Genomic DNA, 23040 nt, shown 5'->3' with positions numbered 1-23040 from the left:
GAGCATGAAGAAAATCTTTGCCATTGCCGCCTGTGCTAGCCTCGCCGCATGTTCGTCCTCGATCCCTCCCAGCGGAAACGAGTCGCCTTCTGCGCCTCCGACCGCTGTCGCTTCCGCCACACCTACGGCGCAGACCGCACCGGCGTCACAAGCCGAGTTCACCAACCTCGGCGACGAGGCATCCCTGGGCAAGGTCACCACCGCCCTCGTCGCGGCCGGTCTGCCGCAAGCGGACGTGGACTCGTTGCCGAGCAGGTTCGTTCCCTTAACAAGGCCGTCGGAGACGGCAAGCTCGTCACTTCTCCGGTGCCGCTGAGCCAGGCGAAGGCTGACGACGGCTCATCGCTCAGGCCATCGCCTCCCAGGCACGCCTGACCAACTGCCACATCGCCACCTTCACACTCGCCCACTCCTTGGTTACCGTCGGCTCGCCCGCCCCGGCGGACACCTCGCAGCTCTTTATCGACGACGAACAGATCGGCCTCGCCCGTTACTTTTTTGAGGAGCCCTAGTTCTGTTGTTTGTGCGGGATGATGGGTTTGTTGGCTGGACGATCCCGGCATGATTGTCTGCCCCTGTCTTTTGAATGATCCGGGGGTGTTGTCACCGGGATCGGACAGACATGTTCGTGATTGCTGATCAGGGGCGTGGCACTGGAATAGGATGCCTGTCGTAACGTGGGTGTAAGGCGGATGTGTTTGCCCTAAGGCCAACGAAGTTAACCGTTTCTACCCCGAAGGCGAGAGCATCATGGAACCTGGAGATTTCAAGATCTGGCTGGGTATAGACGTGGGAAAGGCTGACCACTGGGCAACCGCTGTTAACGATTCCGGTGAGCTGGTTTACTCCCACTCTTTGCCTAACGATGAAAGCAAACTACGCGCGATTTATGACGATCTAGCAGCCCAAGGTCGTTTGCTAATAGTTGTCGATCAACCCGCGACAATTGGCGCTTTAGCTGTCGCAGTTGCACAATCGATGGCAATCGCTGTCGCATATCTACCAGGCCTGGCGATGCGGCGCATCGCAGACTTATACCCAGGCAATGCGAAAACTGACCAACGCGATGCGTTCATCATCGCCCACGCAGCTCGTACAACGCCTCACACGCTGCGAACTCTTCGCACTATCGACGAAGACGAAGCCGAGCTGGGGATGCTCACCGGGTTCGACGACGACCTCGCACGCCAGATCACCCAGACTCGTAACCGCATCCGCGGTTTGTTGACACAGATTCACCCAGGACTAGAACGCGTGATTGGACCACGCCTGGACCATCCAGCAATCCTAGCCATGCTACAAACCTGGCCTGTTCCTGCCGCATTGAAGAAAGCTGGCCACTCTCGCATTGGCGCCAAACTCAAGAAACACGGAGCCAGGCGCTGGCAAGCATGGGCCAATGAGATTATCGACGCTCTTGCCACACAGACAGTGACCGTGACAGGCACAAACGCGGCAGCCATTGTCATCCCACACCTAGCACACACCTTAGCCGGGCTCTACCACCAGCGTGATGATATCGAGACACAAATCGAGAAGCTGGTGACCGAACACCCTCTTTACCCGGTCCTCACCTCCATGCCAGGAATTGGGGTGAGGACCACCGCTGTGATCATCGCCGAGCTTGCAGGAAAAGAATTCGACTCCGCCGCCAATCTCGCCTCCTACGCAGGCCTAGTACCAAGAACACGTCAGTCTGGAACATCAATTAAATCCGAGAACGTATCCCACACAGGCAACAAACGCCTCAAACGAGCCCTATTCCTGTCCGCCTTCGCTTCCCTACGTGCCGATCCCATTTCACGACGCTATTACGACAAGAAACGCCTTAACGGAAAACGACACAACCAAGCCATCATCGCCCTAGCCCACCGACGCCTAACCGTCATCTACGCCATGTTACGAGACGGCACCTTCTACGAAACCCAGCCCCCTAAAAAAGCCGCCTAGACTTGACAGAAGACATAGGGGCACCCCCCCCCAAGCTATTCGAGACCGATCGCGCCAATTTCGATGTTCTCTACGGCCGCATCCCCCCCGACGAAGGACAAGGACAAGGCCGCCCGCGTCGCCGACGTCGAAAAGTACCTCGCCGATCACAAGGTCAGCTACGCCTCGGGGCCGGCCTCAGTCATCTCCGTCTGCATCCACGACACGCTGGATGCCGAGGGTTATTCCTTCGTCGGCCACACGGGCGTGCGTGTAGACATCAGCGACGGGATCCTCTTTGTGGAGAAGCTTGCCTTCGACGCACCCTACCGAGCCGTCACCTTCGCCTCACGATCGGAGCTCAAAGACTATCTCCGCTCCATGTACGACGACGGGCCCACCATGGATTACGGCTCTCCGCTCATCTTCGAAAACGGTGCGCCGCTCCACTAGGGTCCTGCGTGTCGAGAGCGGGCGCCCGGTGAGCACTCGCTTTGGGTGGACAACAATCCGCCAGGACGTAGGACCCAGCAGGCGTATGGTGTGAAACATGAACGTTAAAGTTTCAACCGCCGCAGAGCTTGCGGACGCAATTTCGAATGGCCAGACAGACATCACCGTCGACGGCACGATCACCGGTTCGCCGTCGATCACCCAACCACTGGGGCCACCCTCAGCGGTTGCCACTTGCAGTTCCTCGCGAAGGGCGTGCGCCTGACCAAGGACAACACGCTACGCGACGTCACGATCTCGACCACCGACTACGAGGTCGCGGTCTATAACGACTTCTCGGTCGACGACGCCGGAACCATGGTTCTCGATCACGGCACCGCCGTCGGCCAGATCTACCTCGCGGCCGACGGCGAAGTGAAGAACATCCGCGTCGAAGCCAACGACGTTCACGTCAAGCAAGCCGACGTACGCGGCGCGGCGATCAGCTACACGGCTACGGCTTCAACGTACTCCAAGGCGGATTGACCCTGTGGAATCGTCAAAAGGACTCCGCGGCCGCCTTCACCGCGACGTTGACGGGCATCAGCCTCGGAACTGAGAAGACTCCCGTGCGCGGCTCGGGCGTGTACGTTGCCGGCTACGCGGACCGCGAGAGGCGCCCCGCATCGTCGTCGAGGGATATATGCCGCACGGCACACTCCCCGAATAGGCTTCACCACTACGCGAGCGGATCGCCTAGGTTGTCCGCTCGCCAGATGCAAGGTTCCATTGTGCGTACCCAGCTGATAGCTGGGAGCGCATCGTTTGCCCCACAGCCGCCTATGGTTAAATTGACGCCATGAATCATGACGGGTTGGCATAAAGCCGGGAGACGGCGTCGTTGAAACGGCTACCACCCAGCGACGTGTCGCGCCGGAGCGAAGACAAAGCTACGGTCGCGACCGGCCGATGCTCCCGCCGTGAATTTCCTGCTCGCCCACGGGTATGGGCTCGAGAAAATCGAAAAAATGTCGATGCTTGACCTGCGGGCCAATACGCCACGTTTCGCCGCGATTCTCGAACATTATTCACGGGCAGCCGGCCTAGACGTCGACGTCGAGGCCACCGGAGCAGCGGATGTGGGCTGGGAGGAAATGGCGCGGATCCGCAATGAATTTAACGCAGACGTGCCGTCCTCTGACGAGTGGAGGCCCGCTCTCGTCACTGCCGAGTCGCTGAGCGAGCAATTCCGTATAGACCGGGGCCGGGGAATAACTCGCTACGGGATCCCATCGTCGCCACCATCACCGGGTTGGGGTACACGCAGTTCCTACGCGCTATGCTTGCCCAGGGCGCCTCCATCGCCCAGCCTGTGCATCGCTTGGAGGTCGCAGACGCCGTCGTGAGGACGGGTGGCACTAGCGTCAGCCTCGACGACGACATCGCGCAGTCGACTCGCTACCTTATTGACCACGGGCTCTACGCTGAGCCCACGAGCGCGGTCGCACACGCTGCGTTCCGCAAGCTGGTCAGAACCGGCTCGATACATGCATCAGAGCAGACCGTCCTCATCCTGACACGAACCGCGCTCAAAGCCACGAGCGCTACTCGAACGACCCTACAGCGGCATTAAGCCCGACCACTAAGGTGACTGCTACTGAGGCAAGAGCTCACACCAGGCCGGGTTCGTCCTGTCGCCTCGACGTTAGACTGATCGTGTGCGCGTGGTGGTGCCTGAAATGTTTTGAGCCCTGACTGTTGGGTCAGGGCTCAAAAAGGGTTTGGTTGACGGCGGTGTCCTACTCTCCCACACCCTCGCGAGTGCAGTACCATCGGCGCTGGTGGGCTTAGCTTCCGGGTTCGGAATGGGACCGGGCGTTTCCCCACCGCTATGGCCACCGTCAAAACATTTGGGGACCAATTTTTATTCAATTTGTCTCTGCCACCAAGGGATGGGGTGGTGGTCCAGAATTGTATAGTGGATACGAAAATTTTTGTTGTCTGGTTTTTTAAGTGGTCGGCCCATTAGTACCAGTCAGCTCCACACTTTACAGTGCTTCCACGTCTGGCCTATCAACCCCATGGTCTATAGGGGACCTCTCAACACCCAAGGGTGTTCGGGAAACGTTATCTTGAAGCAGGCTTCCCGCTTAGATGCTTTCAGCGGTTATCCTTTCCGAACGTAGCCAACCAGCCATGCACCTGGCGGTACAACTGGCACACCAGAGGTTCGTCCGTCCCGGTCCTCTCGTACTAGGGACAGCCCTTCTCACGTTTCCAACGCGCGCAGCGGATAGGGACCGAACTGTCTCACGACGTTCTGAACCCAGCTCGCGTACCGCTTTAATGGGCGAACAGCCCAACCCTTGGGACCTACTCCAGCCCCAGGATGCGACGAGCCGACATCGAGGTGCCAAACCATGCCGTCGATATGAACTCTTGGGCAGGATCAGCCTGTTATCCCCGGGGTACCTTTTATCCGTTGAGCGACGGCGCTTCCACAAGCCACCGCCGGATCACTAGTTCCTACTTTCGTACCTGCTCGACTTGTCAGTCTCGCAGTCAAGCTCCCTTGTGCACTTACACTCGACACCTGATTACCAACCAGGCTGAGGGAACCTTTGAGCGCCTCCGTTACATTTTAGGAGGCAACCGCCCCAGTTAAACTACCCACCAGGCACTGTCCCTGAACCAGATCATGGTCCGAGGTTAGACATCCAGCACGATCAGAGTGGTATTTCAACAATGACTCCACCATAACTAGCGTCACGGCTTCACAGTCTCCCACCTATCCTACACAAACCGTACCAAACACCAATACCAAGCTATAGTAAAGGTCCCGGGGTCTTTCCGTCCTGCTGCGCGTAACGAGCATCTTTACTCGTAATGCAATTTCACCGAGTTCGCGGTTGAGACAGTGGAGAAGTCGTTACGCCATTCGTGCAGGTCGGAACTTACCCGACAAGGAATTTCGCTACCTTAGGATGGTTATAGTTACCACCGCCGTTTACTGGGGCTTAAATTCTCAGCTTCGCCACACAAGGTGGCTAACCGATCCTCTTAACCTTCCAGCACCGGGCAGGCGTCAGTCCGTATACATCCACTTACGTGTTCGCACGGACCTGTGTTTTTGATAAACAGTCGCTTCTCCCTGGTTTCTGCGGCCATCACCCCTAGCACGCAAGGTGCTTCAAGGATCAGGCCCCCCTTCTCCCGAAGTTACGGGGGCATTTTGCCGAGTTCCTTAACCACGATTCACTCGAACTCCTTAGTATACTCTACTCGACTACCTGTGTCGGTTTAGGGTACGGGCGGCTTGGACCTCACGTCGAGGCTTTTCTCGGCAGCACAGGATCACTCTACTTCGACCACACGGTCTCATCATCCAGCCTCACTCACCATGTTCCCCGGATTTACCTAAGGAACGAGCTGCGCTGTTAAACGTGGCAAGCCATTAGCCACGCGGAAGCTACCACTCTGCGTCACCCCTGTTAACACGCTTGCCTACCACAAGATCAGGTCCCACGCTCACTTACCATCAACCCCCGAAAGGGTACAACAGCAAGCAAGGATGGTTAGTATCCCCCGCTTCAGCATGGACGGTCCTTCGCCGGTACCAGAATAACAACTGGTTGCCCATCGACTACGCCTGTCGGCCTCGCCTTAGGACCCGACTAACCCAGGGCGGAAGAACCTGGCCCTGGAACCCTTAGTCATTCGGAGGACGGGATTCTCACCCGTCATTCGCTACTCATGCCTGCATTCTCACTCGCACCCAATCCACCACACGGTCACCCGGCAGCTTCATCTCGAGCACGACGCTCCCCTACCCAACAAAAACTTGTTGCCACGGTTTCGGCGGTGTACTTAGCCCCGCTACATTGTCGGCGCGGAATCACTTGACCAGTGAGCTATTACGCACTCTTTCAAGGATGGCTGCTTCTAAGCCAACCTCCTGGTTGTCACAGCAACTCCACATCCTTTCCCACTTAGCACACCCTTAGGGGCCTTAACCGATGATCTGGGCTGTTTCCCTCTCGACTACGGAGCTTATCCCCCGCAGTCTCACTGCCACGCTCAACTTAAACCAGCATTCGGAGTTTGGCTGATCTCAGTACCCGGTATAAGGGCCATCGACCATCCAGTCGCTCTACCACCAGCAAGCACACGCAACGCTGCACCTAAATGCATTTCGGGGAGAACCAGCTATCACGAAGTTTGATTGGCCTTTCACCCCTAACCACAGGTCATCCCCTCCATTTTCAACTGAAGTGGGTTCGGGCCTCCACACGCTCTTACACGTGCTTCACCCTGCCCATGGCTAGATCACTTCGCTTCGGGTCTAGAACATGCAACTCAAACCGCCCTATTCAGACTCGCTTTCGCTACGGCTACCCCACACGGGTTAACCTCGCCACACATCCTAACTCGCAGGCTCATTCTTCAAAAGGCACGCCATCACCCCCACCAAAAAGGGCTCTGACGGATTGTAAGCGTCCGGTTTCAGGTACTATTTCACTCCCCTCCCGGGGTACTTTTCACCATTCCCTCACGGTACTCATTCACTATCGGTCACACGAAGTATTTAGGTTTACACAGTGGTCTGTGCAGATTCACACGAGATTTCACGAGCCCCGTGCTACTCGGGAACACCACAAAGAAGAGCAACAGATTTCAACTACCCGACTATCACGGTCTACGGTCCAGCTTCCCAACTGATTCACCTATCTGCCACCTTTATCACTCCTCGACCCCCCGTCGGAGGGAATCACTGCAGGCCCCACAACCCCGAATATGCAACGCCCGACGGCTATCACACACACCCGGTTTAACCTCATCCGCTTTCGCTCGCCACTACTCACAGAATATCTCTTCCTACGGGTACTAAGATGTTTCACTTCCCCGCGTTACCCCCAATCACCCTATACATTCAGATGACGGTACCCAGAAACAACTCCAGGCAGGTTCCCCCATTCGGACACCCTCGGATCACAGCTCGTATGCCAACTCCCCGAGGCTTATCGCAGGCTACAACGTCCTTCATCGGCTCCGTGTACCAAGGCATCCACCGAACGCCCTAAAACACTTACAAAAACCAAAAGATGCTCGCATCCACTATACAATTCTCAACCACCACACCAACACCACACACAAACCCACACAAGCAGGCCCACGCACAGGCAGCACAGGTGTTACCCCACACCCCAACAGCATGCCAGCTCCCCACATTGCACACCACTAAAAACCCCAACAAAAAACGACAACCACCAACAAACAGTGACCATCACACCAGGGCTCCCTAGAAAGGAGGTGATCCAGCCGCACCTTCCGGTACGGCTACCTTGTTACGACTTCGTCCCAATCGCCAGTCCCACCTTCGACCGCTCCCCCCAAAAAGGTTAGGCCACGGGCTTCGGGTGTTACCAACTTTCGTGACGTGACGGGCGGTGTGTACAAGGCCCGAGAACGTATTCACCGCAGCGTTGCTGATCTGCGATTACTAGCGACTCCGACTTCATGGGGTCGAGTTGCAGACCCCAATCCGAACTGAGACCAGCTTTAAGGGATTAGCTCACCCTTGCAGGCTCGCAACCCTCTGTACCGGCCATTGTAGCATGCGTGAAGCCCAAGACATAAGGGGCATGATGATTTGACGTCATCCCCACCTTCCTCCGAGTTAACCCCGGCAGTCTCCCGTGAGTCCCCACCCAAAGTGCTGGCAACACAGGACAAGGGTTGCGCTCGTTGCGGGACTTAACCCAACATCTCACGACACGAGCTGACGACAACCATGCACCACCTGTACACCACCCCGAAGGCTGCACCATCTCTGGCACATCGCAGTGTATGTCAAGCCTTGGTAAGGTTCTTCGCGTTGCATCGAATTAATCCGCATGCTCCGCCGCTTGTGCGGGCCCCCGTCAATTCCTTTGAGTTTTAGCCTTGCGGCCGTACTCCCCAGGCGGGGCACTTAATGCGTTAGCTACGGCGCAGAACCCGTGGAAAAGGCCCCACACCTAGTGCCCAACGTTTACGGCGTGGACTACCAGGGTATCTAATCCTGTTCGCTACCCACGCTTTCGCTCCTCAGCGTCAGTGGTGGCCCAGTAACCTGCCTTCGCCATCGGTGTTCCTCCTGATATCTGCGCATTCCACCGCTACACCAGGAATTCCAATTACCCCTACCACACTCTAGTCTGCCCGTACCCACTGCAACCCCGAAGTTAAGCCCCGGACTTTCACAGCAGGCGCAACAAACCGCCTACGAGCTCTTTACGCCCAATAATTCCGGACAACGCTCGCGCCCTACGTATTACCGCGGCTGCTGGCACGTAGTTAGCCGGCGCTTCTTCTGCACATACCGTCACTCATCGCTTCTTCTGTACTGAAAGGAGTTTACAACCCGAAAGCCTTCATCCCCCACGCGGCGTCGCTGCATCAGACTTGCGTCCATTGTGCAATATTCCCCACTGCTGCCTCCCGTAGGAGTCTGGGCCGTATCTCAGTCCCAATGTGGCCGGTCACCCTCTCAGGCCGGCTACCCGTCGACGCCTTGGTAGGCCATCACCCCACCAACAAGCTGATAGGCCGTGAGCCCATCCCCATCCAAAAAATCTTTCCAACCCCCACCATGCGGCAGAAGCAGAATATCCGGTATTAGACCCAGTTTCCCAGGCTTATCCCAAAGACAAGGGCAGGTTACTCACGTATTACTCACCCGTTCGCCACTAATCCACCCAAGCAAAAGCAAAGGCTTCATCGTTCGACTTGCATGTGTTAAGCACGCCGCCAGCGTTCGTCCTGAGCCAGGATCAAACTCTCCACAAAAAACAAAACCAACCCCAACAAACAGGGCCAGCCCAATCCATATGAAAAGCAAGAAAAACAAGCTCAACAAAACCAGAAAACTGGCAAACAAAAACCACAACCAACCAAAAGGCCAGTCACAGCAAAAAACCAACCCAACCAAAAAATGGAAGAGCCAGCAAAAAATACAACATAAAAAGCTGACACACTATTGAGATATCAAACAACACACCCACACAAGAAAACCCAACAAAAACCCTTTGCCAGACCCCCTCAGGAGCAACCTCTCCAACCTAGTCCAACCAACCACCAAAGTCAAACTCCAGCAATCAGAACAACCAAACCAGAAAACCATCACCACAACCGTGCCTCACACGCCCCGGCGACAAGAAAAAAACTTACACACCCACCCCACCCACGTCAAACCAACCCACAGTGCCCCTGATCACAACCACAAACACCGAAATTTATCTCCCGCGCCAACCTCACGGCTTCCCTCTAAAACGCACGTCAAAGCCCGATTTTCTCTAATCTTGTCCCATGGGGTTCGACATCGTTTTCTTCGTCGTGACAGCTCTAGTCGCGCTGTTCGGTGCCCTCACGCAGATCATCCCGGGGCCCGCGATACTCGCCTTGGGGACGGTATTGTGGGCGGCCGTCATCGGCAAGCCTACGGCGTGGGTCTGGGTGGTCGCCGTCGTGGCCGTCCTCGCGATCGGCACCCTCGCAAAGTTTGCCTTCCCATCTGCCTACCTTAAGCGCGAGGGGATTTCGACCAGAACCCTGCTGATAGGCGCAGTCGCCGGCGTCGCCGGTTTCTTTGCCGTACCGTTCTTCGGCCTCTTTCTCGGATTCCCCCTCGGCGTATACCTGGCCGAGGCGCGCCACAGCCACGAGACCGCGTGGCAGAACACGCTGACGGCGCTCAAAGGCGTCGGATTGAGCATCGCCATTGAAGTTCTTTCAGTGGCCATTGGCTTGCCTGTGTGGGCATGGGGAATATGGTCGGTCTAAACGACAGTAGTCGTCTGCCCTTCCAGTCTCTTGAGGTACTCGAGCATGATGTGTGCGCCACGAACGGCGTCGGCGTTGTCGGCCTTTTCAAGCGGACTGTGGCTGACGCCGTTTTCACACGGCACAAAAAGCATCCCCGTCGGGCAAAGATCGGCAAAATTCATGGCGTCGTGGCCAGCACCGCTCGGCATTAGCTTATGCTCGATCCCGCGCACATGAGCCGCTTCGGAAAGCCCTCGCACAACGCCGTCGTCCAAAGTCACGGCCGGAGCGTGAGAGACAACGCGCAGGTCGACGTCGACTCCCCTGCGGTCGCAAATCTTCCGGATGCGCGACTGTACTTGCGCACTCATGAGTTCGATGCGGTCGTTATTACCGTCGCGCAGATCGACTGTGAGGCTCACCGCGCCGGGAACCACGTTGAGCGAGTTCGGGTGAACGTTCAAGGATCCGACCGTCCCCACGGAGGTATGGTCCGGGTCGCTCGTGGCGATTTCCTCGACCGCCAAAACGATCTCGGCGGCAGCGCACAGGGCGTCCTGGCGAATGTTCATCGGGGTCGCACCCGAATGTTCAGCCATACCCGTGATACGAACTTCCAAGCGAAGATTGCCGGCAATCGACGTCACGACGCCGATCGGCAACTTCTCACTTTCGAGCACGCGGCCCTGCTCGATGTGGAGCTCAAGGTAGCCCTTGACGCCGTCAATCACGCGAAGATCCGTGCTGTGGCCACGATCAGCAAAAACCTGTTGGAGCGTCTTGCCGTCGCGCGACACGAGGCGGACGAAGTCCTCCGGGTCGAACTTCCCCGTCACAAGGGCGCTGCCCAGACACGCTTTGAGGAAGTTCGTCGACTCCTCGCATCGGAATGCTCCCACCTTGAGCGGGATATCCAGGCTTTCTTCCTTGATCATCTTGAGCAAGGTCATCGCTGCGGCGACGCCGAGGATGCCGTCATAGCGACCGCCGTCGGACACGGAGTCGAGATGTGAAGCAACAAGGTAGTAGTCCCCCCTGGGGGTAGCGAGAGAAATACAGATTGCCGACTGAGTCTGTTTCCACCACGAACCCGTCATCAGTGGCGATCTTGGTGGCGGCCTCATGCATCTCGTCTTCAACCAGGCCGTATCCGAGGCGATTGACGCCGCCCGTGACCTCATCCGCCCCAATCGGATAGAACGTCTCCATGATGCGGGTCAGATACGCCAGCGGATCGAATTCGCTCATCATGCTCACTTCATCGTCGAACTGATCAGGTAGGATCAACGGCCACCGGATTCCCGTATGATTCGAGCCTAGCAACCGGACGACGTCGTCGGAAGAACTGTCCACAATACGCAGGTGGAGGCCGCAAAGGGGACTGAAAATGTAGACAGATAGCCATGACCGGTCGTGCGCAGATTTGCCATCTAGGCCACCAAGGCCGCAAGCAGCTAATCTTCACACGCTGCTAACCTGGTGACGTCTACCAATCCGTGTCCCACCAGCCCACCATTCATCACCAGAGAGGCTCCACATGCAAGGCACATATCCAGTGGTCACGCTCTGCGGATCTACTCGTTTCAAAGAAGAATTTATCGCGGCTCAAAAACGGCTAACTCTCGACGGGAACATCGTCATCAGTGTGGGCCTTTTCGGGCATAGTGGCGACGCCGAAGTATGGACCGAAACAACCAAAGAGATGCTTGACGACATGCACAAGCGCAAAATTGACATGGCCGATGGCATCTTCGTCATCAACGTAGGCGGTTACATCGGTTCAAGCACGCGCTCGGAAATCGAATACGCCAAAGCGCATGGGAAATCCATCACCTACCTCGAACCCCGCCAGGCTGGCAGCGACCGTTGAAATGTAGCCCAGCGTGGCTGATTTACGTCAAGCAGCCGGAGCGGAATGCCGCATTTTGTGGTTCCCAAACCCGATCGGCGTCGCTTCTGGGCGTTAAGCATCCCAAAAAGTGTCCTTATACTGACTCACAACCAGCTTGGCCGATAGGGCACTGCTGCAAATTGCCAAAATAGAGATGTACATAAAACACAATCTCAATGATGATGCGATATTAGAAGCTATCGTGCCGCGTATAGCCTCGCTGGCAGGTGCACTCCTCGGCTGCCAGCCTTTAGGTATTGCCGCCACTGACCAGGATCCACCCTGATGTGGCTGACGTTGTGCGGGAGCAGCTCCACACGTGATGACCGGTAAATCGCCGCAGCAACCGGTCAGCCTGCGAATCCCGCGAGGACGTCTTTGACCACCTGTGCCGGGTCGGGTGCGTTCATGATAGCCCGCACGATTGCGACTCCGTCCACGCCCGTCGCCGCGAGGCCAGGAACGTCGGCCACCTGCACATCACCGATCGCCACCATCGGCAGCCGCGTCGCCGCTACCAGTGCAGGATAGCCGTCAAAGCCGAGCGGCTCGCGCCCAGAGTCCTTCGTGGGCGTACGCCGAAACGGCCCGCAGCCCACGTAGTCGACCACGTCCGCCAGCCGATCCGCAGCCTGCACCAGTTCCAGTGTTCCAGTGGTCAGCCCGATTAACGCGTCCGGACCAAGCATTGCACGCGCGTCGGCGGCAGGCAGATCATCCCAGCCTAGGTGTACCCCGTGCACCGGTTCCCCGGCACGCATCGCCGCGAAAGCGACGTCAGCACGGTCATCCACCACCACACGAGTGTGCGGCGCAACAGCGGCCACCGCTCGCGCCACCGCAACCGTCAACTCGAGGAGGTCTCGTGCGCCGGCACTTTTAGCTCGGACCTGCACAACCCCAGCGCCAGCTTGCGCCGCCGCGGCCGTCGTCGTCACCGTTTCCGGGCCGGTCCCAGAAGTCACCAGGTAGCAACGCCAATCCACATTTTTCATTGTTTGACCTCGTCCAATGCATCGAGCAGATGAATCCGAAAACTTCCTGGACCAGCGGCCCGCTCATGCGCAACTTCGCCGGCACGCTTCATCCACGTGGACGCCGCGAGCGCAGCCTCCCACGGCGCGGCAACCGCGACGCACGCCGCGGTGAGTGCGCCGAGCAGGCAACCAGTGCCTGTCACACGCGGCATGATTGCCGACCCTCCCCTCACTTCGTGCACGTGCTCCCCGTCGGTGATGACGTCCACTTTCCCCGACACAGCCACCACGGCGCCCGTACGCTGTGCCAGCTCGCGGGCGTGTGGGAGAACGTCCAGGCTCGACGCCGTCGCGTCAGCTCCTCGACCGCCACCGCCAGCGCCGGCGAGCACCAGCACTTCCGACGCGTTTGCACTGATCACTGCCGGTTGCATGTGCGCAAGTTGGAGCGCCAAAGGCGTGCGCACGGGGGCCAGGCCCACCGCCGTCGGATCCAAAACCCACGGAATCCCGAGCGTGCGGGCGGATGCTACAGTGGCTGGGATGCCCGCAGCGCCGTCGGTGGAGAGCGTACCGAGATTGATCGAGAGAACGTCGGCGGCTGACACGATCACTGGCGCCTCGGCTTCAGTTTCGGTCATCATGGGCCGCGCGCCGGCGGCGAGAAGACCGTCGGCCACGATCCCCATCGACACCGTCGCCGTCAGGCAATGCACCAACGGCGCACGCTCGCGCACCGCCGTGATCACGCCGTTCACGTAGCCGCCTCCCGCACGCAAGTATCTTCCCCAGTTCTGTTCCCTGCCGGGACGACGTCGGACAGGCCGCCGGCAACGACGTCGATGTCGTGGTCGACGTCGGTAGGCGATAGCCGCGGCCCGAGCGCCGCCCCCAACGTGACCAAACCCGCACCACACAGTAGCAACGCAACTGGCGCGCCGTCACGGCCGAGTGCACGCTCCAGAGCCGGCAGATAGAATGGGAACAGCGCGGGCGCAATCAGCGAGAGCGAATAGCCCATGCCGTAACCGGAGGAACGCACCTGAGTTGGGAAACGCTCCGAAAGGTAGGCAGAGACCGGCCCGTAGGCCGAGACTGTGACCACCTGCAGACAGGCCGCTAGCGCGGCGGCACCCGCCACACTAGTGGCACTCGTGATCGCGAACCAGAGCGCCGGTCCGGCGATCGCCGCAACTGCCATCCACGCCACGAAGAGCCGTCGCCGGCCCACCAGCGACGAGGCGTGCCCGGAACCTGCCATGAACACCGCTTGGGCGAGTGAAGCGACGCCCATAATGAACGGCGCCTGGGTGGCGGTGAACCCTGCGTCTGCCGACAGCCGACCCGGAAGTATCAACACCGTCACCGCCGTCAGAACCCACAGTCCGCTCATCAACGTGAAGACCTGCCAGAATGCGCCGGCATGACTCCCAAACAGTACTTCCCGAATGCCGGCAGGTGCGGCCTCGCCCGCCGCACGTTGCCGGTGGAACACGGGAGCGTCGACCACGTGCCGCGAGTAGTAGGCAAACATGCCCAGTGAGAACATCACGCCCACACCGAACAGGGCACGCCATCCCCACGCAACGTATGCCTCGCGCCCGAGGAGAGCCAGGCTGGCCGCCGTCGCGAAGGCAATCGTGGCCTGTGCAAGCGGGGCCATCGCCAGAATTACCCCCGACATCAACCCGCGTCGGCGCGGCGGTGTCCACTCCATCGCCAACGGAATCGCGGCCGAGTACTCACCTGCCACGAACACGCCACCAACAAAACGCAGCACCAACACCCCGGCGAGCGCGGCAGCGCCGATCGCGAGGTGAGTGGGCATGAGCGCAATCCCAGCGGCGCACGCGGCCGTCCCTGCGATCGCAATCCTGGTGGTAGCCGTACGACCGAGCCGATCCGCGATCCGCCCGAAGATCACCCCTCCGAGTGGGCGCCCAAGCAACATCGCAACCACCACCAGCGCGCCCGCTTGGGCCGCTCCAGGCCCGCCGAGCACCACAATCGCCGGGGCGAGCGCGGTGAGCGGCAGAAACACGTGAACGTTGTCGATCCAGTTGCCGATCACGCCCGCTCGTAGGGCAGCCCTGCCCTCGGGTGGAAGCCAGACGCCGGTGGCGCCGGTAACGCCCTCCTGGTTGCAAAATTCAGGCGAAACTGCGGCGCTCACTGTTGGCTCGATTCCGACGCAAGGCGAGTGCTCTGTTCGAAAAACTCGAGCTCGTGGCGGCATGCGAAAAGGAACGCACGAGCCGCTCGGGAGCGGTCGGCCGGCGAAGCGGCCTCCATCGCGCGTTCCACCAGCGCGATCGCGTGCTCGGCTTCCTCCGCGAACTCGGGAGCGCCGTAGGTGCGCAGCCAGGCAGCATATGGATGGTCCTCGCCGACGTCGGGAACGAGCGCGCCGGTCTCTGCATATAGCCAGAAGCAGGGCAGCACAGCCGCAACGCCCACCGCGTACTGCTCACCGAGAACGCTAGCGAGCAAAAAGGATGTGTAGTGGCTAGTCACAGGGCCTTCCTCACCCGGGAACACGCCACCAAGCCAGGTGGTGTGGAGCTCACGCTCCCCCACGATCGCGCCGATCGCGGATTGTGCCCAGAACACGCCGTCATCGGCGTTCAGCGCCCGCGAGCCAAGCGCTGCGAGGGCACGCGAGTAATCCGCAAGGTACAGAGCATCTTGCCCGAGGTAGAAACGGAACTGTTCCTCAGGCAATGAGCCGGCGGTGAGGCCACGCACGAAGCCGCAGCGCGCGATCGCGTCCCACGTCTGCCAGCCCGCGTTCCACAGCGCGCGAGTCCACGGGCCGGCCGCCTGCGACGCCGTCGGCGCCGGCGCGTTCGCTGTTTGCGGCAAGTCCTCGGGAGCGTTGAGTTCGGAAGGCAGCTGGGCAAACCACGGGCGCGTGTTCGCGGCAGATGCGAGGCGACGTGCACGGTACGAGTGGTCCACAGGGCCGTTGCCCTGGCCCACTTCGAGTGCTGCGCCATGGTTGATCGCCTCGTTGAGCCAATCGGTGGCCCACGTCAGGGCGACCGGGAGCGGATCGCCCGAGCCGAGGCGTGTGGCGAGCGCCGAGGAGAGCGAGCATCCCGTTCCGTGGGTGTTCGTCGTTGCAAGTCGAGCTGCGGGCGCAGCGTGGGTAGTTCCGTCTGGGAGCACGGCGTAGTTCGTTGCGACAGGCGAGTTAGTCAGGTGTCCGGTTTTGACGATCACGGCGACTCCCGTTTCGCTTGCCCAGCGCCGGGCCTGCGCCAGCGCGACGTCGGCGGTGCGGGCTGGCTCCTGGCCCACGAGCACCGCAAGCTCACCAATATTCGGCGTGACGACGGTGGCACGGCGCGCGAAGGCGCGCATCTCTGCCTCGGCGTCGGGATCGAGGAGACGATCGCCAGAGGTTGCCACCATCACCGGATCCACAACCAGCACCTTCGGCGAGTTTTCCTCGCACCAATCGGAAACCGCCGCGATGATCTCAGCCGTAGCGAGCATGCCGGTTTTAACGGAATCGATGACGACGTCGGAGCTGACAGCTCGCAACTGTGCCGTGAGAAACGCCGGATCGGGCGTGTGGACGTCACTCACACCCTGAGTGTTTTGCGCGGTCAAGGCCGTGATAACGGCCATCCCGTAGCCACCGGCCGCTGTAATGGATTTGAGGTCCGCCTGGATTCCGGCTCCGCCACTCGGATCTGAGCCGGCGATCGAAAGCACACGCGCAGGCCGTGCGGCGAGGATTGGGTGAATGGGAGCAGGATGCAGTGGTGCCATGAGGACATCCCTTCGCTAGTACGATCTAGATCAGGTTCCACGGGTGTAATCTCAGCGCCTTGCGGCGCACCCCGTGTCCGTGCCCGAATCGTAACACACGCGAAGAACAGGGAACTACCGACGACGATCAGCTACCCCTACGATTCGGTAGGGTAAGTCCGCCTCTATTGCTTCGGCGAGGATGCGGGCCACAGTTTGTTCCACTCGCTTTGAGCTTGTGCATGGTGCAAATGGATTCGGCATGCTTCCCCGTTCGCAAGATGATTCCCTTGCTATTCCGGCCTAGCCCGTACCATTCGCACTTCATGGCAACCGGGCGTGGCATCGTCGAAAAGCCGCTGAACGCCGTCTTGTTCAAAGCCATGCGAATGGTAAAAGGCTTCGCCGATTAGGTTATTCTTGATCACCCAGACGTAGGCGGATTCATCGCCGAGGCACGCATCTAGCAGTGCCGTACCGATGCCCTGGCGCTGATGCTCGGGATGCACGTAAAGAACTGAAAGTTCACTGGGAGCGGGAGCCTCGTCATCACGTGAAGCGTTAGCAAGTCCAATCCCGACGATCCGTGAAGCACGAGAGTCTGACGATGTGGTGTTTTCAGCTAGCCAGAACGGATCGCCACTGTTGATGATGTTTCTCCAGTAGCCAGCGATTGCGACTTTCGACGCGGGAGCAAAGAGGCAGTCGAGGAAATTTTGCGGCAGTATCTCGCGATACGCCCAACGCCAACAAATCTCCTCGAAATCAACCATCGCAGACGTGTCATCGGCCGTAGCAGTGCGAAGCGTGGATACGTGCATGCGCCGAATCTTACCACTGGTGAACGGAGTCGAGCGGCTAAGGCCAAGCTGACTACGGCGTCGCCGCTTGAGCTATACACACCCTCACCGGACTCGACATGGCTTGCGAGTTCGCCCCACCACCTACCACGTCCTCTGCCAGCACATCACCCCAGACGGCAACACCACCGCCGCGATCAAGGACGGGACGCGGATCGCGGTCGAGGGCTGGCCCACCGAGCTACGGTCTAAGTGGCAGCATTGTCTGCGCATGATACGCGGCGTGCCATATAGAATCTCTATCACGCAGAGTCTGACCAAGGTAGATCCGCGCGCCCTCATCTGCACAAGTTTCGAAAAAGCCCTCATCATCCAGCAACCACGGGCCAAGGAGAACATTGCCCGGCTACGCCGCGTCCACCCAGACAAGACTCCCCAAGACCTCATCTCCTATATCAACAAGTGGTATCTAGGTGCAGTGACCGCATCCGGCGCCGGCGCGGGAACTACGGCCGTCATTCCCAACGGAGTCGTCCAAACCTCAGCCGCAATGATTGATCTCGTCACCTATCTCGAAGCGTCCGTCTTTTACATCCTCAGCCTCGCCGAGATCCACGACCTCGACCTCGAAGACCTGGAACGTCGCAAGATGCTCGTCACCGCCGTCCTAATCGGCAACTCCGCCTCCTACAACAACCTCAAAGACGTTTCCGTGAGCTTTCCGGTCGGCGCGCTCACTGTCATATCCGGCGTCGCCGGTTCGGGCAAGAGCTCACTTGCCTCCGTCTTGGCAAAGCAGCACCCCGAAGTCGCTGTCATCGATCAAATGCCGCTGGCTGCATCCAGCCGTTCCTCGCTATTGACCGTCTTGGGACTCGACACCCCGATACGCGGGGCCTTTTCCAGAATCTCTGGTCTGAGTGCCAGCTGGTTCAGCGCGAACGGGAAAGGCGCCTGCTCATTGTGTAAGGGGCGGGGCACAACGCGCATAGACATGGCCTTCATGGATGACGTGCAGACACGATGCGAGCGGTGCGGCGGCAGGAGATTCAACGAAACCACTATGGCGGTCCTGCTGCCATACGGTTCGCGTGGCCTCACGATCGCGGACGTCCTCGACAGTGGCTTGGATCGGGTCGGTGAGCTATATGCCGACCAGGATGAGGTGCTCATTGTCATATTCTTGCTTCAGCGAGCCGGCCTGGGGTACCTCACCTTGGGACGAACACTCGACACGCTTTCAGGCGGTGAGCTCCAGCGGATCAAACTCGTCCGCTTCTTCAAAGAACACCAGTGGGATCAGAAAAATGTGTTGGTCCTAGACGAAATCACTACCGGATTGCACCCCAAAGATGTGGAGCAGATGATGCGCTTCCTGCGCCACCTCACCACAAAGGGCGTGACCGTCATCGCCATAGACCATAACCTAGAGGCCATCGCCCAGGCCGACGACAACATCGATATCGGCCCCGGAGCGGGTGCCCAAGGCGGGACAGTAGTCTTCGCGGGAACGCCGCGAGGACTAGCTGACTGCCCATCCTCTCTAACCGGGAGCTGGCTCCAAAAGGCGCTATTCTCTTCTCACATTCGACTAACGAAATGAGGGGACAAGGAATCGCGTGAAAACTGGACGTTATGGCAAAAGTGCGATGTATTGCGGCCTAGCCTTCACGGCATGGATCATCAGTTCATTGCCGCTATCAAAGATGAGAACAACGGTCTCCAACAACCTGCCAGCATCATCAAAGCCGAGCCTGAGTTCGCGCTGTGGATTCTCCTCATCGAGAGGCTCTACCCACAGTGGTAACCCGGCAGCGAGAATAATCCCGTCGTCTGTCAGACCCTGATTGGCCTGATGCTTGCGTGCGGAAGCATGGAGCTTCACACTCACAACAAGGCCGCTTCTCGAATCAGCTCCGAGCGCGACATCTCCCGCGACTGCGCCCGCCGATCCAACTCAGCAATCTCTTCAGGCGTGAAGCGAACCGCCACAACCTGGCTCGGCTGCGCACCACGACCAGGACGCCCGCGTCCGCGCTTCTTCAGCAGTGCGGCGTCGTAACCATCTTCAGCCTCACGAGCCTGCGCCGGCCCACCCTGCCCACGGACCAACACTAAACCCGCCCCACGAGCCCAGACCTGAACCGAGTGACAATTAACCTTCAACTCACGAGCAACACTTGCACACGAACGCCCAGAAGCAACCAAGGCCACCGCATGATCACGAAACGACTGCGAATAAGGCCGAATCGGCGATCTACCAACCATTCAACACACTCCAAAAAGTAGTGCATTGACCCCTGGAACCTACCACATGACTTTCAATACAGGGCTCATCAATAAGGCAACGGGGGCAAAACCGCGTCAGGTGAGTGAAAACTCTGAGCAGGTGGAGGCAAGCGCCCTTCTATCTACGTTTTGCTCAAAATAATTCGAGCCAGGAGCGCTTATTAACCAGGGTAAGATCTTCAAGATCTATTACTGACATAAAAATCCCTCTATACAGATGGTCGAAACGCCAGGTTGCTAGATTTCTTCTGCAGGGAAAACCCAAACTTCCTAGCAGCACACTCTACATGCACGGTTTTCCTAACGCTCTCCTGGCCGAGCGGCTTACAGCACCCTATATTCCTAGCCGTCAGAGGTTTGAGCAGATACTGCTAATGCGTACCAACCATGTGTAATCTCACACACATGCGTGTAAGGTATCCTCAAGACGCTTGCAATAAGCGGAATCGGGGAAAGTGACACTATTGCAATTCAACGAAAAATCGGTCTTGAGAAGAATTACGATAGCTTACGGCTTGTTGACGCTCTTCGATTTTTTATTTGGCTCAGTCTACATCGTGGTTCTTCTCAATAAAGGACTATCGCCAATCCAAATCGGAAGTTTATTTGGAATAAGCTCTGCACTTTCACTTCTGATAGAAGCACCAAGCGGAGCACTTGCCGATAGATTCGGCCATCGTAAATTTCTTGTAGCAGGACTAGTAATCTGGGGAGCGAGTTTATTATTGCTTGCGTACTCAACAATGATAATTTCAATCGGACTGTCCTTAGCTTTTTGGACCTCAGGCATGGCGTTGCAATCCGGAACTTTCGCACCATTACTCGTGTCCTCGGCAGGAGAGTCTGACCGCCAAAAGCTTTTTGAGCAACTTTCACGGCTAACTCAAAATGCGAAATGGCTAATGTCAGCAATTGCTGCCATTTTAGTCTGGAGTCTTGGCAGCGTTTGGGATCCCACTACCATAATATTGGCTGCGGGCATCGGCCTCATCTTCCTCTCAGTAGTCTGTTTTGGCATGTTCGAGGAAACCCATTCCAGATCACGCTCACGAATAACAACTACTTTGAGGAATTCCTTCCTTTGGATTCTAGATAAGCAAACATTGCCACTTATATTTGGGAGCATCCTCGTAGGATTCAGTTCTGTCGGCATCGTCATAGCTTGGCAGCCGATTTTATCCTCCGAAGGCAATGTTCAGATGAATGGCCTAATCCTTCTGGCGCTTAGTCTCGGTGCGCTAGCCGGATCCCAGATTACAAGAGTCTTGTTCGAACGAATGTCGCACAGAACAGTTTTCACTCTCGGAGTCTTCCTTGTTGCATTCGGATTGTTTGGCGCGACATTATTGCACTCAGGTAGAATAATGGGCTTCATAGTAGCCGAGTTCGGCTTCGGAATAGCTACCGTAGGTTTCGGAGCACTCCAACAAATGCATTTCACAGACGAAAACCGCAATAGCATGTTTTCAACACTATCAACGGTGACCATTCTCACATCAATCGTCGCCAATGCTGCATATGGGTATTTGTGGGGCACATTCGGCATTCTACCCGCGACCACCATCTTCGCCACTGCAATCTTTACATTTGGGGTAGCATTTCTCGCATTTTCGACAAAGTGCACGAACAAGGCGAATTATGGGAACTAGAAGACTTTCTGACGGTACCTGCGCGTAAGAGTTGTTCAGCGTGCCCTCCAGGAGGGGCAGCCTCGAATCGTGCCAGACAACCACTCGCAGATGTGCGATTGAAGGTGCACCTTCTGAGATATGAATCTTTTCGAGGTCCGCTCCTAAACATTTTGACGCAAACCCCGATACTTTTTGACGGCAGCCCTGAACCTTTTGACGATTGCCCATACTTTTTGACGGATGCCTATACCTTTTGACGGTTTCCCAGTTTGAGCCTCGCGCGCCGGTATTCCCGCCAGTATCTGTCCCTAGGAAGCCGCCACCAGCCCGATGACCACCCCCACCCGAGAAACACTGAACCCCTCGAATCCCGCGAAATACCAGGCAAAACGCGGAACCCAAGGGGTTCAGATCGTACTCAAATCTTTGTATCAAAAGTCGAGTGCAAATGGTGGAGATGGGGAGAATTGAACTCCCGTCCGACGATGCAAAACCCAAGACTTCTCCGGGTGCAGTCTGCTTTGCGTTGTTTTCAGCTCCAGCACTCACGCAGACAAGTTGCTGACGAACATAGTTACCTAAAGTTGATCGTCACCCGGTAACTCAGTGCCGATCCAGTGGCTTTCAAAAACGACGCCAGAACTCTCACGTGAAAGCACCGTGAGGCTGACGGACTTCTTTAAATGCGCTCGCGCTTAGGCAGCGAGGGCGAAGTCAGACTTCTGCTTGTTGGCAGTTATTGTTTGCAGAGAGTCGTTTAAGAGATGACTCTGCATCCTCTACCCGCTTCCCTTCGGCAGTCATCGCCGTCGAAACCGATCATCCCCGTATTGAGTTGTTAAACAACAAGGCCCGAAGGCTTGGATATACCTTATAACGACGACGCCGCCCGCGTCTATTCCCGTCGTCACAGCCGCGAGAAAACGCCGATAAGTTCTTCAAGCTGGCGCGGATGGGTCAGGCGTAACACGGCAAGCCCGGTGGATGCCACTTCCATCTCGCGCATCCTGGCACGCTTGGAAGCAAAGGAGTGAAAGTGCCATCGAAGGATCGAGTCCCGGCTCAACACCTGCTTCCAGTTTTCACGATTACCGTTGCAGACCTCAAGACCATCGACCGCACGCCGCCATGTGCGGCGCACAAGCCGCCAGAGAGACAACCAACGTGGATAATCGAGCGCGATCATGACCTGTGCGCGTTCGAACACAACATCGCGGAATTGTTGGTAGGCCGAATCAAATACCCACTCCTCGGTCGCCGCCAGCTCAGTAGCGATGGCCCGCATGGACTCATCGTCCCTGTTAGTCCACGGCGCCACATCGGCTGGAAGCCACCCGACGGCGTCGTCCACCAGGACAACCGGAAGACCGCTCGCCCGCCCAAATCGACTTGCTGCCGTGGATTTCCCGGAGCCCGTAACACCGTAGAAGAGGACGCGGCGCGCGCGGACGACGTCGTCGAAGGTAGCCCGCGGCATTATTTCTTTCCCCCTCCGCACAGTGAAAGCGCAGTCCGTTCCCAGCGCCATCCGT

Annotated in this window: 19 protein-coding genes, 3 rRNA genes, 1 other RNA gene and 1 riboswitch; of the genes, 11 read left to right on the top strand and 12 right to left on the bottom strand. The window is 58.0% G+C overall.

Annotated features, from left to right (window positions below; genetic code table 11):
* Nucleotides 1–4 precede the first annotated feature (4 nt).
* The 5 genes from HLG82_RS03120 to HLG82_RS03100 all read left to right on the top strand — a co-directional run bounded on the left by HLG82_RS03120 (nucleotide 5) and on the right by HLG82_RS03100 (nucleotide 3994).
* The gene (locus HLG82_RS03120; RefSeq protein ID WP_193327269.1) at nucleotides 5–316 is read left to right on the top strand and encodes a hypothetical protein; all 312 of its coding nucleotides are present in this window, start codon (nucleotides 5–7) and stop codon (nucleotides 314–316) included.
* A 434-nt stretch (nucleotides 317–750) separates the two neighbouring features.
* Nucleotides 751–1950, top strand: a complete 1200-nt coding sequence (locus HLG82_RS03115) for an IS110 family RNA-guided transposase (RefSeq protein ID WP_193326143.1) — start codon at nucleotides 751–753, stop codon at nucleotides 1948–1950.
* A 63-nt stretch (nucleotides 1951–2013) separates the two neighbouring features.
* A complete protein-coding gene (locus HLG82_RS03110; protein WP_193327268.1) occupies nucleotides 2014–2382 on the top strand; it encodes a DUF4300 family protein in 369 nt (122 codons plus the stop codon).
* Between the two features lie 234 nt (nucleotides 2383–2616).
* Nucleotides 2617–2907, top strand: coding sequence for a hypothetical protein (locus tag HLG82_RS03105; protein WP_193327267.1), 291 nt, complete (start codon nucleotides 2617–2619; stop codon nucleotides 2905–2907).
* A 658-nt stretch (nucleotides 2908–3565) separates the two neighbouring features.
* Nucleotides 3566–3994 carry a PALP domain-containing protein gene (locus HLG82_RS03100; protein WP_193327266.1) on the top strand — a complete coding sequence of 143 codons (429 nt, stop codon included), beginning with the start codon at nucleotides 3566–3568 and terminating at the stop codon, nucleotides 3992–3994.
* Nucleotides 3995–4147: 153 nt separating this feature from the next.
* On the opposite strand, the gene rrf is transcribed toward HLG82_RS03100, so the two are convergent.
* The 3 genes from rrf to HLG82_RS03085 form a co-directional block, all read right to left on the bottom strand.
* Nucleotides 4148–4264 (bottom strand): 5S ribosomal RNA (gene rrf / locus HLG82_RS03095).
* Nucleotides 4265–4366: 102 nt separating this feature from the next.
* A 23S ribosomal RNA gene (locus HLG82_RS03090) occupies nucleotides 4367–7453 on the bottom strand.
* A 211-nt stretch (nucleotides 7454–7664) separates the two neighbouring features.
* Nucleotides 7665–9189: ribosomal RNA gene (locus HLG82_RS03085) — 16S ribosomal RNA — on the bottom strand.
* The 16S, 23S and 5S rRNA genes sit together here, the layout of an rRNA operon.
* Before the next feature lie 519 nt (nucleotides 9190–9708).
* On the opposite strand from HLG82_RS03085, the gene HLG82_RS03080 reads away from it, so the two are divergent.
* The gene (locus tag HLG82_RS03080) at nucleotides 9709–10182 is read left to right on the top strand and encodes a DUF456 domain-containing protein (protein ID WP_193327265.1); all 474 of its coding nucleotides are present in this window, start codon (nucleotides 9709–9711) and stop codon (nucleotides 10180–10182) included.
* Here the strand turns inward: HLG82_RS03080 and HLG82_RS03075 are convergent.
* Nucleotides 10179–11261, bottom strand: coding sequence for a Zn-dependent hydrolase (locus HLG82_RS03075; RefSeq protein ID WP_193327264.1), 1083 nt, complete (start codon nucleotides 11259–11261; stop codon nucleotides 10179–10181). The two genes, HLG82_RS03080 and HLG82_RS03075, sit on opposite strands and share 4 nt — an antisense overlap.
* Nucleotides 11262–11286: 25 nt before the next feature.
* Here HLG82_RS03075 and HLG82_RS03070 point away from each other — a divergent pair, with 25 nt between their 5' ends.
* Complete coding sequence (locus tag HLG82_RS03070) at nucleotides 11287–11445, top strand: hypothetical protein (RefSeq protein ID WP_193327263.1); 159 nt, start codon at nucleotides 11287–11289, stop codon at nucleotides 11443–11445.
* A gap of 256 nt (nucleotides 11446–11701) precedes the next feature.
* A complete protein-coding gene (locus tag HLG82_RS03065; protein ID WP_193327262.1) occupies nucleotides 11702–12034 on the top strand; it encodes a TIR domain-containing protein in 333 nt (110 codons plus the stop codon).
* Between the two features lie 371 nt (nucleotides 12035–12405).
* Here the strand turns inward: HLG82_RS03065 and HLG82_RS03060 are convergent, their stop codons facing one another.
* From HLG82_RS03060 to HLG82_RS03040, 5 genes are all read right to left on the bottom strand, one after another.
* Complete coding sequence (locus tag HLG82_RS03060) at nucleotides 12406–13050, bottom strand: thiamine phosphate synthase (protein ID WP_193327261.1); 645 nt, start codon at nucleotides 13048–13050, stop codon at nucleotides 12406–12408.
* Nucleotides 13047–13790 carry a hydroxyethylthiazole kinase gene (gene thiM / locus HLG82_RS03055; protein ID WP_193327260.1) on the bottom strand — a complete coding sequence of 248 codons (744 nt, stop codon included), beginning with the start codon at nucleotides 13788–13790 and terminating at the stop codon, nucleotides 13047–13049. The genes HLG82_RS03060 and thiM overlap by 4 nt, the downstream gene beginning before the upstream one ends.
* On the bottom strand, nucleotides 13787–15205 hold the full coding sequence (locus HLG82_RS03050) for an MFS transporter (protein ID WP_255313929.1): 1419 nt from the start codon (nucleotides 15203–15205) through the stop codon (nucleotides 13787–13789). Before HLG82_RS03050 ends, thiM begins: the two co-directional genes overlap by 4 nt.
* Complete coding sequence (locus HLG82_RS03045; protein WP_193327258.1) at nucleotides 15202–16809, bottom strand: bifunctional hydroxymethylpyrimidine kinase/phosphomethylpyrimidine kinase; 1608 nt, start codon at nucleotides 16807–16809, stop codon at nucleotides 15202–15204. The genes HLG82_RS03050 and HLG82_RS03045 overlap by 4 nt, the downstream gene beginning before the upstream one ends.
* Nucleotides 16800–16893, bottom strand: a riboswitch (TPP riboswitch). It overlaps the preceding gene by 10 nt.
* 188 nt (nucleotides 16894–17081) lie before the next feature.
* On the bottom strand, nucleotides 17082–17609 hold the full coding sequence (locus tag HLG82_RS03040) for a GNAT family N-acetyltransferase (protein ID WP_193327257.1): 528 nt from the start codon (nucleotides 17607–17609) through the stop codon (nucleotides 17082–17084).
* Between the two features lie 103 nt (nucleotides 17610–17712).
* On the opposite strand from HLG82_RS03040, the gene HLG82_RS10410 reads away from it, so the two are divergent.
* Both HLG82_RS10410 and HLG82_RS10475 read left to right on the top strand, forming a co-directional pair.
* Complete coding sequence (locus tag HLG82_RS10410; protein ID WP_197550772.1) at nucleotides 17713–19191, top strand: excinuclease ABC subunit UvrA; 1479 nt, start codon at nucleotides 17713–17715, stop codon at nucleotides 19189–19191.
* Nucleotides 19192–19263: 72 nt separating this feature from the next.
* Nucleotides 19264–19395, top strand: a complete 132-nt coding sequence (locus HLG82_RS10475) for a hypothetical protein (protein ID WP_255313928.1) — start codon at nucleotides 19264–19266, stop codon at nucleotides 19393–19395.
* An 80-nt stretch (nucleotides 19396–19475) separates the two neighbouring features.
* On the opposite strand, the gene HLG82_RS10470 is transcribed toward HLG82_RS10475, so the two are convergent.
* On the bottom strand, nucleotides 19476–19703 hold the full coding sequence (locus HLG82_RS10470) for a ribbon-helix-helix domain-containing protein (RefSeq protein WP_255313927.1): 228 nt from the start codon (nucleotides 19701–19703) through the stop codon (nucleotides 19476–19478).
* A 638-nt stretch (nucleotides 19704–20341) separates the two neighbouring features.
* Here HLG82_RS10470 and HLG82_RS03025 point away from each other — a divergent pair.
* Entirely contained in the window at nucleotides 20342–21526 is a 1185-nt protein-coding gene (locus HLG82_RS03025; protein ID WP_193327255.1) for an MFS transporter, read from the top strand.
* A 431-nt stretch (nucleotides 21527–21957) separates the two neighbouring features.
* Here HLG82_RS03025 and ssrA read toward each other — a convergent pair.
* Nucleotides 21958–22335, bottom strand: a transfer-messenger RNA (tmRNA) gene (ssrA, locus tag HLG82_RS03020).
* Nucleotides 22336–22415: 80 nt separating this feature from the next.
* On the bottom strand, nucleotides 22416–22985 hold the full coding sequence (locus HLG82_RS03015; RefSeq protein WP_193327254.1) for a P-loop NTPase family protein: 570 nt from the start codon (nucleotides 22983–22985) through the stop codon (nucleotides 22416–22418).
* Nucleotides 22986–23040: the final 55 nt, after the last annotated feature.

Source organism: Trueperella pecoris (genome assembly GCF_014926385.1).
Classification (GTDB): domain Bacteria; phylum Actinomycetota; class Actinomycetes; order Actinomycetales; family Actinomycetaceae; genus Trueperella; species Trueperella pecoris.
Note: the sequence above shows the minus strand (reverse complement) of the source record. Positions and strands in the feature narration are given on the sequence as shown.

What these genes read in the sequence shown, in the direction of transcription:
- HLG82_RS03045 (WP_193327258.1), bottom strand. Translation starts at nt 16,809, where the DNA reads ATGGCACCACTGCATCCTGCTCCCATTCACCCAATCCTCGCCGCACGG.
- HLG82_RS03065 (WP_193327262.1), top strand. Translation starts at nt 11,702, where the DNA reads ATGCAAGGCACATATCCAGTGGTCACGCTCTGCGGATCTACTCGTTTC.
- HLG82_RS03115 (WP_193326143.1), top strand. Translation starts at nt 751, where the DNA reads ATGGAACCTGGAGATTTCAAGATCTGGCTGGGTATAGACGTGGGAAAG.
- HLG82_RS03040 (WP_193327257.1), bottom strand. Translation starts at nt 17,609, where the DNA reads ATGCACGTATCCACGCTTCGCACTGCTACGGCCGATGACACGTCTGCG.
- HLG82_RS03120 (WP_193327269.1), top strand. Translation starts at nt 5, where the DNA reads ATGAAGAAAATCTTTGCCATTGCCGCCTGTGCTAGCCTCGCCGCATGT.
- HLG82_RS03110 (WP_193327268.1), top strand. Translation starts at nt 2,014, where the DNA reads ATGTTCTCTACGGCCGCATCCCCCCCGACGAAGGACAAGGACAAGGCC.
- HLG82_RS03070 (WP_193327263.1), top strand. Translation starts at nt 11,287, where the DNA reads ATGCATCTCGTCTTCAACCAGGCCGTATCCGAGGCGATTGACGCCGCC.
- HLG82_RS03080 (WP_193327265.1), top strand. Translation starts at nt 9,709, where the DNA reads ATGGGGTTCGACATCGTTTTCTTCGTCGTGACAGCTCTAGTCGCGCTG.
- HLG82_RS10475 (WP_255313928.1), top strand. Translation starts at nt 19,264, where the DNA reads ATGGATCATCAGTTCATTGCCGCTATCAAAGATGAGAACAACGGTCTC.
- HLG82_RS03015 (WP_193327254.1), bottom strand. Translation starts at nt 22,985, where the DNA reads ATGCCGCGGGCTACCTTCGACGACGTCGTCCGCGCGCGCCGCGTCCTC.
- HLG82_RS03060 (WP_193327261.1), bottom strand. Translation starts at nt 13,050, where the DNA reads ATGAAAAATGTGGATTGGCGTTGCTACCTGGTGACTTCTGGGACCGGC.
- HLG82_RS03075 (WP_193327264.1), bottom strand. Translation starts at nt 11,261, where the DNA reads ATGACGGGTTCGTGGTGGAAACAGACTCAGTCGGCAATCTGTATTTCT.